12 protein-coding genes and 1 pseudogene are annotated in these 12477 nt (G+C 45.2%); 7 read left to right on the forward strand and 6 right to left on the reverse strand.

The genetic code is table 11. The features are described 5' to 3' along the window. The first annotated feature begins 86 nt into the window (after window positions 1-86). Together B7992_RS11640 and B7992_RS11645 are read left to right on the forward strand one after the other, a co-directional pair. Window positions 87-404 carry a BrnT family toxin gene (locus tag B7992_RS11640; protein ID WP_088666341.1) on the forward strand — a complete coding sequence of 106 codons (318 nt, stop codon included), beginning with the start codon at window positions 87-89 and terminating at the stop codon, window positions 402-404. Then, entirely contained in the window at window positions 401-616 is a 216-nt protein-coding gene (locus B7992_RS11645; RefSeq protein WP_073161241.1) for a BrnA antitoxin family protein, read from the forward strand. Before B7992_RS11640 ends, B7992_RS11645 begins: the two co-directional genes overlap by 4 nt. A gap of 3 nt (window positions 617-619) precedes the next feature. Here the strand turns inward: B7992_RS11645 and B7992_RS11650 are convergent, their stop codons facing one another. From B7992_RS11650 to B7992_RS17430, 5 genes and pseudogenes are all read right to left on the reverse strand, one after another. Further along, window positions 620-1909 carry a DUF763 domain-containing protein gene (locus B7992_RS11650; RefSeq protein WP_088666342.1) on the reverse strand — a complete coding sequence of 430 codons (1290 nt, stop codon included), beginning with the start codon at window positions 1907-1909 and terminating at the stop codon, window positions 620-622. Between the two features lie 41 nt (window positions 1910-1950). Then, window positions 1951-2958 (reverse strand): virulence RhuM family protein, encoded by a 1008-nt coding sequence (locus tag B7992_RS11655; RefSeq protein ID WP_073161239.1) that lies wholly within the window; start codon window positions 2956-2958, stop codon window positions 1951-1953. 318 nt (window positions 2959-3276) lie between these two features. Next, window positions 3277-3897 (reverse strand): S41 family peptidase, encoded by a 621-nt coding sequence (locus B7992_RS11660; RefSeq protein WP_088658916.1) that lies wholly within the window; start codon window positions 3895-3897, stop codon window positions 3277-3279. 21 nt (window positions 3898-3918) lie between these two features. Continuing rightward, the gene (locus B7992_RS11665) at window positions 3919-4578 is read right to left on the reverse strand and encodes a hypothetical protein (protein ID WP_088658915.1); all 660 of its coding nucleotides are present in this window, start codon (window positions 4576-4578) and stop codon (window positions 3919-3921) included. A 612-nt stretch (window positions 4579-5190) separates the two neighbouring features. Then, window positions 5191-5301 (reverse strand): annotated as a pseudogene (locus tag B7992_RS17430) (DUF763 domain-containing protein); the annotation flags it as partial. A gap of 233 nt (window positions 5302-5534) precedes the next feature. Between B7992_RS17430 and B7992_RS11675 the strand changes: the two are divergent. The 5 genes from B7992_RS11675 (at window position 5535) to B7992_RS11695 (ending at window position 10582) form a co-directional block, all read left to right on the forward strand. After that, the gene (locus B7992_RS11675) at window positions 5535-6365 is read left to right on the forward strand and encodes a TIGR02147 family protein (protein WP_346348721.1); all 831 of its coding nucleotides are present in this window, start codon (window positions 5535-5537) and stop codon (window positions 6363-6365) included. Further along, window positions 6362-7540: a hypothetical protein gene (locus B7992_RS11680; RefSeq protein ID WP_088666343.1), complete on the forward strand. Its 1179-nt coding sequence runs from the start codon at window positions 6362-6364 to the stop codon at window positions 7538-7540. Before B7992_RS11675 ends, B7992_RS11680 begins: the two co-directional genes overlap by 4 nt. An 86-nt stretch (window positions 7541-7626) precedes the next feature. After that, a complete protein-coding gene (locus B7992_RS11685; protein WP_141100455.1) occupies window positions 7627-8673 on the forward strand; it encodes a polysaccharide lyase in 1047 nt (348 codons plus the stop codon). Window positions 8674-8687: 14 nt separating this feature from the next. Then, window positions 8688-9344, forward strand: coding sequence for an HAD family hydrolase (locus tag B7992_RS11690; RefSeq protein ID WP_088666345.1), 657 nt, complete (start codon window positions 8688-8690; stop codon window positions 9342-9344). 155 nt (window positions 9345-9499) lie between these two features. Further along, the gene (locus B7992_RS11695; protein ID WP_088666346.1) at window positions 9500-10582 is read left to right on the forward strand and encodes a YhcG family protein; all 1083 of its coding nucleotides are present in this window, start codon (window positions 9500-9502) and stop codon (window positions 10580-10582) included. Window positions 10583-10585: 3 nt separating this feature from the next. On the opposite strand, the gene B7992_RS11700 is transcribed toward B7992_RS11695, so the two are convergent. Beyond that, window positions 10586-12475, reverse strand: a complete 1890-nt coding sequence (locus tag B7992_RS11700; protein WP_088666347.1) for a hypothetical protein — start codon at window positions 12473-12475, stop codon at window positions 10586-10588. Window positions 12476-12477 lie beyond the last annotated feature (2 nt).

Consider the following 12477-nt stretch of genomic DNA (forward strand, 5'->3'; position numbering starts at 1 on the left):
AAGGAGTTAAATGCGTCCGCAATCGCATTGCAGGCACTTGCGTTTATTTTTGAATGTAATTATATTGTAGTTATACATCGAGGTCTATTATGGAAATAGATTTCGAGTGGGATGAAAAGAAGAATGAGATAAATCAGAAAAAACATGGTGTATCTTTTGAAGAAGCCAAGAGTTGCTTTGAAGATGAACATGCTAGAGTTTTCTTTGATGTAGAACATTCAAAAGATGAAGATCGTTCTATTCTCATAGGATTGTCTTCTGAACTAAGAACCTTGATTGTTGTCTATACGGAACGTGTTAATGGTGATGATGATTTGATTGTCAATCGTATCATTAGTGCACGAAAGGCGACGAAGAAAGAGTTTCAGTATTATTGGAATGCGCGTAAAGGAGATGAACCATGAAGAAAGAGTATGATTTTGAAAAAATGAAGGCTGTAAGAAATCCTTATGCGGCTGCATTAAAAAAACAAATTACCATTCGGTTGAATTCTTCAACCATTGAGTATTTCAAGAAAATGTCAAAGGATCAAGGCATTCCTTATCAGACTTTGATTGATTCTTATTTGACAGATTGTGCTGTCAAAAAGAGAAAGATTTCAATTGAATGGAAATAGGTCTTAAACCGTTCTTCCGCCCCACTCCTGGGAGTGTTTTTTTTCGTGATCAATAGTTTTGTCGAAGTCGGCGAGAGGTTCGCAGTCTTTTTCGATGGCAAGCTGGGTTGCGTGAAGGCGGTTTAGGCAATCCATCTTTTCGCGGTCGCCGATTTTGGCGTGCTCGATGGCGCCTTTTAAAACGCGGATGGATTCGTCGTAAACGCGGGTGGGAACAGGGAAGGGGTGCCCATCCTTGCCACCGTGGGCAAAGGAATAGCGGGCAGGGTCCCTAAAGCGGGAAGGAGTTCCGTTAATCACTTCGCTGACGAGAGTGAGGGATTGCAAAGTGCGGGGGCCAAGTCCCGGTGTTAACAGCAGGCTTTCAAAATCTTTCGGGTCGGATTCGTAGGCGGTTGCGAGAACGCCCCCAAGGCGCTTCAGGTCCACATCTTCTGCGCGAACTTCATGGCGGTTGGGCATAATGCAATCCCGGGAAGAATTTGCGACGATAGGATCGCGGGAACCGAGGCGAACAGGTGTTCCATCCGGCGCGACAATGGGCGCAAATAAGTCCATCTGTGGCGATACCACCATAGAGGAACTTGGAGTTACCATCTGACGAATTTCACGCATCATCCTGTCGGGATTTTCGTGAGTCAGTTCCAGAATGGAGTTGCGGGTAATGCCTGCTTCCTGATGAGTCAAGTTCAGAATCTGCCCGCGGTTTTCGCCCACCACGCCGGCGTGGGGCTCTTCCACAAAAGATCGCAAGTTAGAAGAACACCAGTGGTAACGTCTTGCAGCCCGGGCGTCCGTATTCATGCCCTGCTGAACCACCGCCCAGTCGCCCTCATCCGTCACGATAAAATTATGCTGATAAAGCTGGAATCCGTCTTGCACCGCGGTGTTGTCCACCTTGGCGCAAAGACAGCTGGTGCGCTTCAGGTAATTCCCGTCCACGCCGGTCTGGTCTGCAATCTGCAGCAGTTCCGTAGGAGTCTCCCGCGAAAACTTTCCGCGGCCGCCGCACACATAAATCCCAAGGTCCCTTGCAATAGGGTTTAGCCCACGCTTCAGGGCATACATCACGCTGGTGGTAATTCCCGAGGAATGCCAGTCCATTCCCATGACCGCCCCGAAGGACTGAAACCACAGCGGGTCACTTAGGCGAACCAGAAATTCCTTCTTGCCGTAATTCTCCACAATGGATTCGGCAATGAGCCTGCCCAAATCACGCATACGGTCGGCAAGCCAACGGGGAACAGTCCCCGTATGCAAAGGAAGGTCTGCAACTCCAGTACGCTTAGGCATGATAAGTTATTGAGGTTTGGGTTGTGTGCTGCTAAAGTTTCCTATGCTTTATAAGAGGCAATCTTTTCGCGAAGTTCCAAAAAGTTGTCAAAGTCGCTTTTCAGATTTGCAAGTTCCTTTCGCTTGAAGAGCTTGTATTCGCGTTCAGCTTTTTCCATGGCATCTTCGTGAGAAATCTTACCATTGCCCTCGAGTAATTTTCTCTGGCTCATGACAATCTGGTTGTCCAGGGCGTCTATCCAGTCCTGCATGCGCATTTGCTTTTCGTCAAGGGCCTGCAATTCTGCAAAATCCAGGAACTGAGAAACCATCAGGTTCAAACGTTGTAATTCTTTTTCAGATAAATAATTCTTGGCGATTTTTACATCTTCTTCGGTAACGTAATTTCCCTTGAAGTTAGTCATGCCGACAAACGGTTTTTCGCTATCCACACGTTCGTAAATCAGTTCTGCGGCTGTATGCTCGTGAACGGCATAGTGCAATTTGTTCTGCACGGTTGCAAAAAAATCCAGCGTGATCTTTTTACGGGGATCATAGTCTACGGCGGTGGCGTAAATGTCTGTCACCTGCTGATAAAAATTTCGTTCAGAGGAACGGATGTCGCGAATGCGCTGGAGTAGTTCCTTGAAATAGCGGTTGCGGCCATTTTTCAATCGTTCGTCATCTAGCGCAAAACCCTTTTGGATAAATTCGTGCAGACGCGTTGTGGCCCATGTCCTGAATCGAGTCGCCACTGGAGATTGCACGCGGTAACCGATGGCAATGATGATATCGAGATTGTAGTGTGCAATTTCGCGTTGAACATTCCGCTTGCCTTCTTGCCGAACTAACAAGAAATCCTTGTGAGTTGACTCGCGAGGCAATTCGCCGTCCTTATAAATATTGTCGATATGGAGACTAACGTTTTGTTGCGTCGTCTCGTAGAGTTCCGCAAGCTGGACCTGAGTCACCCAGACATCTTCATCGGCAAAACGGACAGAGACGTTTGTCTTGCCATTTTCATCTTTGTACAGCAATATGGAATTGTCTTCAGGACGGACTTCTTTCATATATACAAATGTACACTAAAGAAGGGACTGTGTCAAGCCAATTGACTTTGTTTACCCTCAATGTTTAAATCCTACCCAAATGTTGTCCCAAGTTTACATTTAGACGGTTTTGGGAGAATTTGCACTTGAACTGACCCTTGATGCCACCTCTCCACAGGACTACGGTTATTCCGTCCGTTGCGTCCGCAACTAACCCGACGAAACTGTATGAAAAGAGCTAAGCCAAGAAGCCTAGCTCTTTTTGTGTTGAGAACGCTATTCCCGCTGGAAATAATCTCTCGGGGAATTAAAACTTTACGGAGTGCTTAGTCTCTTTTTTCACAATTTCGCCGTTGATGTTGCGATAGTGTTGCGTTTGAGTGTTCTATTTGCTGCTGGCCTAGTTATATCGCTTCTGTTGTTTTTAGGTGCGTCTTTTGGGGCCTTTTCGATGTATACGCCATCTAAATTGTCTGCAGAAGTTGATTCCTCCGTCTGGAGTACCGATCCTTTCTTTAGGACTGCCAGGAGTTCCTTGTCATTTTCCGTAGAGGAAGCAAAGGCCTTGACTTCGTGGGTGCTGAATTGTTCTTTTCCGTCGTACCAGTCTTCAATGTTTTTCAGTGGCTTGACGGTAATTTGAATGCGAGAGAGAACTGTAGAGTAGGTTTCACCGTTATTGACATAGGTCACTTCAATGGGCTTGTTCTTGGGACCGCGAAGCATAAGTTTTGCTTCTTCGCTGGATTTTCCCTTTAAGGAAATTCCATCAATGGCTATAATCCGGTCGCTGACCTGGAGATTGCTTTCTGCTGCAGGTGTATTGGGAATAATGTCAACTATTTTGATGCCGTCATTCTCTTTTTGAAACGAAATGCCGATGCCGCCAAAACTTTCGGATGCGACAGCTACGCCAATTGCGAAAAAAAAGGTGGCAATTATTTTACTTACATTGATCATTTATCCTCCTAAAAAATGGTGTTAAAACTTTACTGAATACTTGGAGTCGTTTTTTGAAAATTTGCCTTGGGCGTCACGATTGTGATGCAAAATAACCTTAGCTGTTTTTTTATGACTGTTGGCTGGTAGGGAAGATGGTGTGGACGATAGAGAGTATTCTCCGTAAACGAGCGCCTTTTGCTGTGTTGTTTCTCCTACGTAACAGGTGTCGTTCAGTAGAGCGCCGTAATTTTTAATATCAATGATGTCACCTGGCGTAACGGATATTTTACTGGGAATAAAGACAAGGTCCGACTTAAATCGCCTTACCATTGTTGAATCGTTGCCTTTGGGCAAGGTTAGCTTGCTATTCTTCAGTTTTACAGCCTTTACGGTTGTGACTTTGTGATCAACGATTCCTATTATAGGAACAGATGTAGTTGTGTTGTTCATATCATGTACACGATCATACTTTTCGTATACAGAGTCTATCATTCCACTTACATTTACTGTGAAACTCAGTTGTGTAAAGGACGAATCTTTTAGATAACTGAATGCTTCATTGAATGTTTTTTCGTCAACTATTGCGAAACCTGCATGACTAATGACTTCGCAGATTGTAATATCGGCATTCCTGATAGATTCGGCCTGCGCAATAGTATGTGTGAGAAGAATAAGGACTACTGAAAGAAGATTTTTCATAATAGATGACATGTTTGATTTTCGTGAAAAGATAACAAATTGTCTAACGCTTTTGAAGCATCATGAATAAAACAATCTTTTTTAAGTTGTATGCAATTAAAAATGTTTTTATATTTGCGCGCCAAACGATGTTTTTTGTTGTTGAATAAGGAAAAATAGTTTGTATTCAATGACCATTAGGAGGTGAATTAATGAAAAAAGTCTATTTTATGATATTCGACTTGCGGACTTTTCCAGAAAGTCCTACGCCTCGGTCATGACCTTTTGCAAGCAAGCTTGCAACGGTCGCGACTCTCGGTTTGTAGACTTTTCGCCTTTCAGGACGAGTTTGACCGTTTGCAGCTTCATTTCTTCATTGTAATGGACTCTAGACATTGTTTTTTCCTCGATTCTGGAATGAAATGACTTCGTCATTTTGATTCTGCACCTCGGTCATAAAAACATGTAAACATGTTTTTGCGACACTCGGTTTGGAAATCATTTAACAATGAATATGAAAGCATGATTTATCCTCTTATTAAATCACGCCATGGTCCAAAAATATATTTTCAATAGAGTCCACATTTCTTGTTGAGGGACCTTATGAACCTTGCTTGTGGAATTTTCGCAATAGCCCTGCTGAACCACCGCCCAGTCGCCTTCATCGGTCACAATGAAATTATGCTGGTAAAGCTGGAACCCATCCTGTACGGCAGTGTTGTCCACCTTGGCGCAGAGGCAGGTCTGCTACACCAGTACGTTTGGGCATTTCTCAAAGGTACTCAAATTTAAAACGGCTTGTCAAACTCAAAAGGGCATTGAGCTTGCCTTGAACACCTATATGGTGAATACTGTTGTATAGTAAAACTTTAATTTTTTTGTATAGAAGCTATAAAAAGCGTGAATTTTGTGTAAAAAGATTAATTTTGTATAATTTTTTTATTGACGAGGTAAAATAACGAAGTTAATTTGTCGTCATGCTGAAATCCATAATTGAATACGAGGACTACCGTCAGTACATGCAGGACTTCTACGAAGACCGCAAAAGGACCGGCGCTTTCACCTGGCGGGAATTTGCCAAGCGGGCTGGTTTCAGTTCGCCGAATTTCATCAAGCTGGTGTGCGAAGGTAAGAGCGGTCTTTCTCCCCTCAGTGTGGAGCGTGTGGCATCCGTCATGGGTTTCGTAGGGATTGAACGTGTGTACTTCCGTTCCCTGGTGATGTTCAGCCAAGCCAAGAAGGATTCCGATAAAAAGAATGCCTACAAGGAAATGTGCGATATCGCTGGAGCCCATAGGGTGCGCCTGCTGGAAGGGGAGGCTTACGCATTTTATGAATCCTGGAAAAATACCGTGATCCGGGAACTGGCTCCCATGATGCCAGGGGCGAAGCCTTTGGAAATGGCCAAAATGTGCATACCGTCCATCACAGCCGCCGAGGTTAGCGAGACTTTGAGTTTCCTGGTTAAAGCGGGGTTCTTGGAGAAGGATGGGGAAGGTTATCGCCAGACCAACAAGTCTGTGGCAGCATCGGCTGCGGCCCTACCTATGCTGGTGCGCTCCATGCATAAGCAAATGAGTGACTTTGCCAAGGAGTCCATGGACAAGGTCTCTGTTGAAGAACGCAATATTTCGGGTGTCACCGTGGGTATCGACCGAGAGGACTACGAAAAAATTGTTGGTGAAATAGAGGAATTGCGGAGAAAGGTGGTGGCCATTGCCACCGAGAAGAATTCTGCTGAACAGGTCTATCATTTGAACCTGCAGTTTTTTCCGCTGACCCGCAATACAATAGGAGGTGAAAAATGAAGAAGTATATCTATGGCGCTCTGTTGTCTATGCTCTGTGCCTGTTCCAGCGAAAAAGTGGCGGGTGGATCCGCCGAACTTCCAAATGCCGATAAGTATTCCTTTGTGGAGATGGATGATGCTGAAAAGGAGTATTTTGAAGGAGACGCGGATTCGTTCCCCTGCATTAGGCATGATGGTCCGGAATACGAAGTCCTTTATAATTTTGTAAGTCGCGTGGGTTCTTGTGAGGTCCGCAATTTTAGCGATGGGGAGTATAAGGAAGTTCTCCAGGTTGAAATTCACGGGCAGGGTTATAGTGACAAGTCTATGCAACTTGTGAAAAAGGATAAGAACTGGTTTGTTGTGGAGCGAATCTACGAATTGGAATCTGGAGGCTCTTTGGACACGACCTCGGGATATCATGAGGAATTCGGCAAGGATTGCGAAACCAGGCATGGTCAATTCCATGAACAGGAACATGCCTGCATTTTGAAGCTGGACATGATAGATACGGCCGCTGTATGGAACGCCTATCGCAAGCAGTATGTGGATGGATGTCGTTCGTTCCAGGAGAGTTACGAAGCGGGTATGGATACCCTGGTGGGTGTGTATGGTTTTAGTTTGGGCGATTTGAAGGTGTGCTTTGTTGGAAGTCCGGCTGACGTGTTTCCCCATAAGCGACTGGAGTTTATTGAAGTTCCTGGTCTCAACAACTATTGGCTGGACTACCATAACGCCGGTATAGGCCGAGGCGAGTTGCAGTTTTCCGTATCCGTAAACTTTCTGTATACAGAGAATGAAGAATTTGTGAATGATGTGAAAAATCCGGAATTGGTCTACCTCGGTGTCAGTGTATACGAGACCATGGAGTTGTTCGAGGATCATTGCCAGCGGGATAGTCTTTTCTTCCAGGAAAAATGCGAAGGGATTGGTGGCGAGATGGTGTCTGAAGGGGATTGCTCTGTAGCCAGGGCAACTGAAACTTTCGCCAAATCCGAAGACTTCTTCATGAATTATGAGTGTGCGGGTGTGGTGCCTGTAGCAAAGGCGGAAAAGATTCTTAATAATCTGGCCCAGGAATTTGCAGGAGTTTGCCGGGAGGAGCTGAAGAGGTTCAACATGGAGGATTATCCCGAAGGAATAATGCTTGATTCGTTGAACAGCTTCAATTTTGCAGAATATTTGACGAAGTAGCATTGCGCTTCATTGAATCTGCGGGATCACTTCCCTCGAAAAGATTGTATTTTCAGGGGAGTGAGTCTTCGCAATAGAGCTGCGTTATGAGATTTGTCAGTGGAATCAGTCTATTTATCTTGTCTTTCGCTACGTCAGTTCTTGCCGATGTGGTGTTTTCTGCGGATTTTGAAAATCGTGCTGTCGGCCTGTACACCAATAAGATGGCCCAGGAGGACTTCCCTAAAAAGGCGGGCGTATCCAGTTGGTATGCCATGGAGCAGAATGGAGGCCAGAATGCAAAGATTGTGCAGGACGATGAAGAGCACGGGATGGTTCTGCAGCTGAAGTACCCAAAGGGTTGCGTAGGGCCCAATGACGAGGGCGAGCGCCCCGCCTGCGCCGGGCAGGTGAAGCAGCCGCTCAACGTTTCTGCAGAAGAAATGTGGGTGGCGTACGATATTCAGTTCGAGCCTGGTTTTGAATTTGTGAAAGGTGGAAAGCTGCCGGGACTTTGTGGCGGTGAATGTTATACTGGCGGAAATCGCCCCTCTGTAGGTGACGGCTGGAGCGCCCGCATCATGTGGCGTGCAAATGGAGCTGTGGTGCAGTATCTGTACTTTGTGGATCAGGCGAGTACCTATGGCGATGACGCCAAATGGAACCTGGGCGAAACTGCGGAACAAAAACATTTTGTGCCGGGTAAATGGCACCGTGTGGTGACCCGCGTGGTTATGAATTCTGTTTCCACCGAAGGCACGGGCGACAAGAACGGTATTGTGCAAAGCTGGTTCGACGGAGAACTTTCTCTGGACTTGGATACTTTGCGTTTGCGTGATTTCCAGGACCAGAAAATAGACGAGTTCTATCTCTCTACATTCCATGGCGGAGACGATGACACCTGGGCGCCCTCCACAGATGTGTTCGTGCGTTACGATAACTTCGTGGTCTCCACGGATTCTATTCCCGTGGCAAATGCGAAGCCCGGCGAATCTGGCGAAGGCTCTACGGCTATTAAGTCCACGCTTCTCAATGGAAAAGCCGGTGATTGCGTCGGCAACCGCATCGGCAAACGTAGTGCCCTTCGCCCAGGCGAAACACCAAAATATTTCAAGAACGAAAAAGACTTTAACGCTAAGGGGCAGCAGCAATAATTAAATTTGCGCCCATGCCTAATGCCCTAATTTTTGACTTGGATGGAACCCTTTGGGATACCGTTGCACCCCTGACCATAATTTGGAATCAGGTGTTTGAGAAGAACAATACGGGCAAGGTGATTTCTGAAGATGATCTGCGAAATGTGATGGGGAAGAACCTTCAGGAAATCAGCGCAATTTATTTCCCGGACATGGAAAGGTCTCGCCGCGAAGACGTTATGAATCAGTGTGCCGTGGCCCATTGCGCCTACCTGGAGGAACATGGCGCACCGTTGTATTTGGACCGCGGAACGCTTTCTCAGCTTTACGCGAAATACGAGTTGTTCATCGTCAGCAATTGCCCCTGTGGGTACATCGAAGCTTTTCTGGAATCCTGCAATTTGCAGAAGTACTTCAAGGACTTTGAAATGTCTGGACGCACTGGCAAAAGCAAGGGCGAAAACATCAAGGCCATCTGTGAACGAAACGGATTGTGCGCGGGTGCCGCCGATGCGAATCTCGCGCCAAGTGTGGTTTATGTTGGCGACACCCTGGGCGATGAAACTGCTGCAAACTTTGCGGGCATTCCCTTTATCCACGCAGCTTACGGTTTCGGCACTGCCAACAACCCTGCCGCCGTTCTCCATAACTTTAACGAACTGCCAGAAGTTTTGGAAAACCTTTTCTAGAATTTACAAATCTTTAACAAAGTAACCCTTGCCAATTTTTATATAAAAGCTATTGTTCATCCCGAGCGTTACGAAAAGTCTCCTGAACACCTGATAAAAAATCAGGTGTTTTTTTTGTTTTGTAGAAAAATTTTTTTCAAAAAAAAGGAGATACTATGCCCGGAAAAAATCCAAATAATCTGCCACAGACTTACACTACCTGGATTTCTGAACTCAAGAAGCGTTATGCCCAGTCGCAAATCAAGGCTTCCATTGCTGTTAACGGCGAGTTGATTGGCTTTTACTACAGCTTGGGTCGCGACATTCAGCAGAAAAAATTCCAAAATACTTATGGCAGCGGGTTCTATAAAAAGCTCAGCGATGATTTACGCCGTGAAATCCCGAATGCCAAGGGTTTTTCGCCGACGACTCTGAAATACGCCGTGTATTTCTACGATTTGTACAAGGATTATGTAGAAGGACAAAATCGTCCGCAACTTGCTGACGATTTGAACAACCGAATTCGTCCACAACTTGTGGACGATTTGAAGAAAATCCCTTGGGGACATCATCGCTTTATTATTGATTCTTGTAAAAATTCCCCTAAAAAGGCTCTTTTCTTCGTAAAAAAGACCGTTGAAAACAACTGGTCCCGTTCCATGTTGCTCACGTTTCTTGATACAGACCTGTATGAGCGTGAAGGTAGAGCCGTTACTAACTTCACAACGACTTTGCCCAAGGAGCAGGGGGACTTGGCTCGTGAATTGACTCGGGACCCGTATTGCTTTGACTTTGTGGAAGTTCGTTGCGATTTTGAGGAACGGGAATTGAAAGACGCTTTGCTCAAGAATATTGAGATGTTCTTGATGGAACTTGGTCGCGGTTTTGCCTACATGGGGCGAGAATATCGTTTGCAGGTCGGTGAAACGGAACAATTTCTGGATATGCTTTTTTACAACACCAAGTTGCACTGCTATGTGGTTGTTGAAGTGAAAACAGGGAAGTTTGAACCTGCGTACATTGGACAGCTTAGCACTTACGTGGTGGCTGTGAATCATTTGTTGAAAAGTCCAGAAGACAAGCCTACGCTTGGTATTTTGGTGTGCAAGGACAAGGACGAAGTTCTTGCGCAGTATTCCTTGGAGGGCTCGGTCAATCCCATCGCCATTTCAGAATTTGAATTGTCGAAAATTTACCCGAAGGATTTCAAGAGTTGCCTGCCCTCTATCAAGGAACTGGAAGATCAGTTAGGTGGATGAATTTTATTCCCCGTACTTGCTCCAGTCAAAATCAACCTTATTTTTTGCGTTGTATTTGACGATGATTTCCAGGGCGGTATAGGGCTTCAGAGAAAATGTATCAAAGGCCTTTGTTGCGTTTTCGGTAGATGCGCCTAGGCGAAGTCTCAATCCAAATACATGACCTGGTTCAAAATAGCTTAGAGTTCCGCCAAAATCTAGACCTACAGACGTTTGATCGACGGGCCAATCTTTTTTGTTGGAATCAATATTTATGATTCTGCTGATATTTACGGTGGGACCGATGTATGCGTCGGCTTCCCAATACTTTGTATTGAGATAGCGGTAGTGAAGATCTAGACCGATGACGAAGCTGTCGTAGATATAGTCGTTTGTATTTTCGGAAATTTGCTCAGGACGTTTTTTTAACTCCTTATCGGGGAAAATTTGCATAAGGAACTCGGCACCAAATTGCTTATACCCACCGCCTATGAACATAGATACGCCTATTCCGGGGTCGATATATGAAGATAGACCTCCAAGGGGGAAATCAAGTGCAGGCCCTATGCCAAAGGAAAAATAACCGCCATATTCTTCTCGATTCCAGTAACGCTTCACCAGGTAATGTCTTAAATCTTGATTGGGGATTTTGTCCAAATTCTCTTCTATAAGAGCTGCCATTTTTTCTTTTTGATTTTCTGATGAACGCTTTTTGAAAGCGTATTCATTCAACGCGATTATACGGCTAAAGTCATCTTCAATTTTTAGAATGTCATTGTAGGCACCATCGCTATCTAACCAGGAATAAATTTCTGGTATTGAGATTGCTCTACTCGCTACTCCTTGGAGGCTTTTATGAGATTCCCTGTACTTTAAGGTATCGTAGGGAGTCAATCGGATTCCGTTTCCAGAAAGAAGATTCAACCACTTGTAATCTTCATCGGTAAGGGCTGAGCCAAAGATGGGGTAGGTGGAATCTGCTGCATTGATGATTTTATCCATAGCTTTGGAAATTTCGCTGAAGCGTTTTTCCCGGATAAGGTGTCCGATTTCTTGATGCAATTTTGGAATGGGATTTCTCGGGATGCGGAAGGAATATTTGTATGGAAGAACCTTGAGTTGGTTGGGGTCTAATTCCTCGGGCTGATTAGTTGAAACCTGCTGAGAAAATCCGTCTCCAAAAAATACTCTCTTTGAATTTCGTGGTATATGAATCAGGCTTTTAAGTAAATTGACGGAATTTTCTATCCCGTTTTTTGCAGGGACGTAGTAGGGGGTGGTGATGACGGGCAGGTAAAGGTAAACCGTTGTATCGGCTTCCTTCCATGAACGAGAATTGGTGTCGTAGGAATAGGTGGCTTTTATACCAACTTTGATTAGTTGGGTTAATACCTCGCGTGAGTCACGGATAAATCTTAAATCAGAAAATGAATGCAGTTGGTCTAAGGTAGCCCTCCGTTCTAGAACACTTTGAGTGGAATCTAGCCAGTTGTCCCATGCGGTGAATTGCTCCGCTATTTCGTTGTCCACATTGCTTACGACAATCGACCGGTTTGATCGCCAATCTGGGTCGTCAAAAATGCATAGGACTGGGTTGTCGTCCCAACGGGAAGAATAGGCGTTCCACTTGCTGGAGTGTGCTACCACTTCTATGTGATTGACAACCCCGATGACCGGAGTGAATTTGTTTTTGGGGTGATCCAGTTTTTCTTGAACGGTGGGCAAGCTTTTGAATATGCTTGGAACCAGGGAATCAATGACGTCTTCTTGATTTGGTTCAGGTTTGCAATCTCCAAAACAGCAGAAACCGATAGTTGATAAGTCGTTGTTTTCAAGTAGGTTTCGTGCAAACCCGCTGACGCACAATAACAATATTGCATATAAAATCCTCATCGGTCCTCCCAACTTGAACATAA

The organism is Fibrobacter sp. UWH1 (assembly GCF_002210365.1).
Taxonomy (GTDB): Bacteria; Fibrobacterota; Fibrobacteria; order Fibrobacterales; family Fibrobacteraceae; genus Fibrobacter.

Excerpts from the sequence above, each read along its gene's own strand:
- B7992_RS11645 (WP_073161241.1), top strand. The coding sequence starts at position 401 with ATGAAGAAAGAGTATGATTTTGAAAAAATGAAGGCTGTAAGAAATCCT.
- B7992_RS11650 (WP_088666342.1), bottom strand. The coding sequence starts at position 1,909 with ATGCCTAAGCGTACTGGAGTTGCAGACCTTCCTTTGCATACGGGGACT.
- B7992_RS11655 (WP_073161239.1), bottom strand. The coding sequence starts at position 2,958 with ATGAAAGAAGTCCGTCCTGAAGACAATTCCATATTGCTGTACAAAGAT.
- B7992_RS11660 (WP_088658916.1), bottom strand. The coding sequence starts at position 3,897 with ATGATCAATGTAAGTAAAATAATTGCCACCTTTTTTTTCGCAATTGGC.
- B7992_RS11665 (WP_088658915.1), bottom strand. The coding sequence starts at position 4,578 with ATGAAAAATCTTCTTTCAGTAGTCCTTATTCTTCTCACACATACTATT.
- B7992_RS11675 (WP_346348721.1), top strand. The coding sequence starts at position 5,535 with ATGCTGAAATCCATAATTGAATACGAGGACTACCGTCAGTACATGCAG.
- B7992_RS11680 (WP_088666343.1), top strand. The coding sequence starts at position 6,362 with ATGAAGAAGTATATCTATGGCGCTCTGTTGTCTATGCTCTGTGCCTGT.
- B7992_RS11685 (WP_141100455.1), top strand. The coding sequence starts at position 7,627 with ATGAGATTTGTCAGTGGAATCAGTCTATTTATCTTGTCTTTCGCTACG.
- B7992_RS11690 (WP_088666345.1), top strand. The coding sequence starts at position 8,688 with ATGCCTAATGCCCTAATTTTTGACTTGGATGGAACCCTTTGGGATACC.
- B7992_RS11695 (WP_088666346.1), top strand. The coding sequence starts at position 9,500 with ATGCCCGGAAAAAATCCAAATAATCTGCCACAGACTTACACTACCTGG.
- B7992_RS11700 (WP_088666347.1), bottom strand. The coding sequence starts at position 12,475 with ATGTTCAAGTTGGGAGGACCGATGAGGATTTTATATGCAATATTGTTA.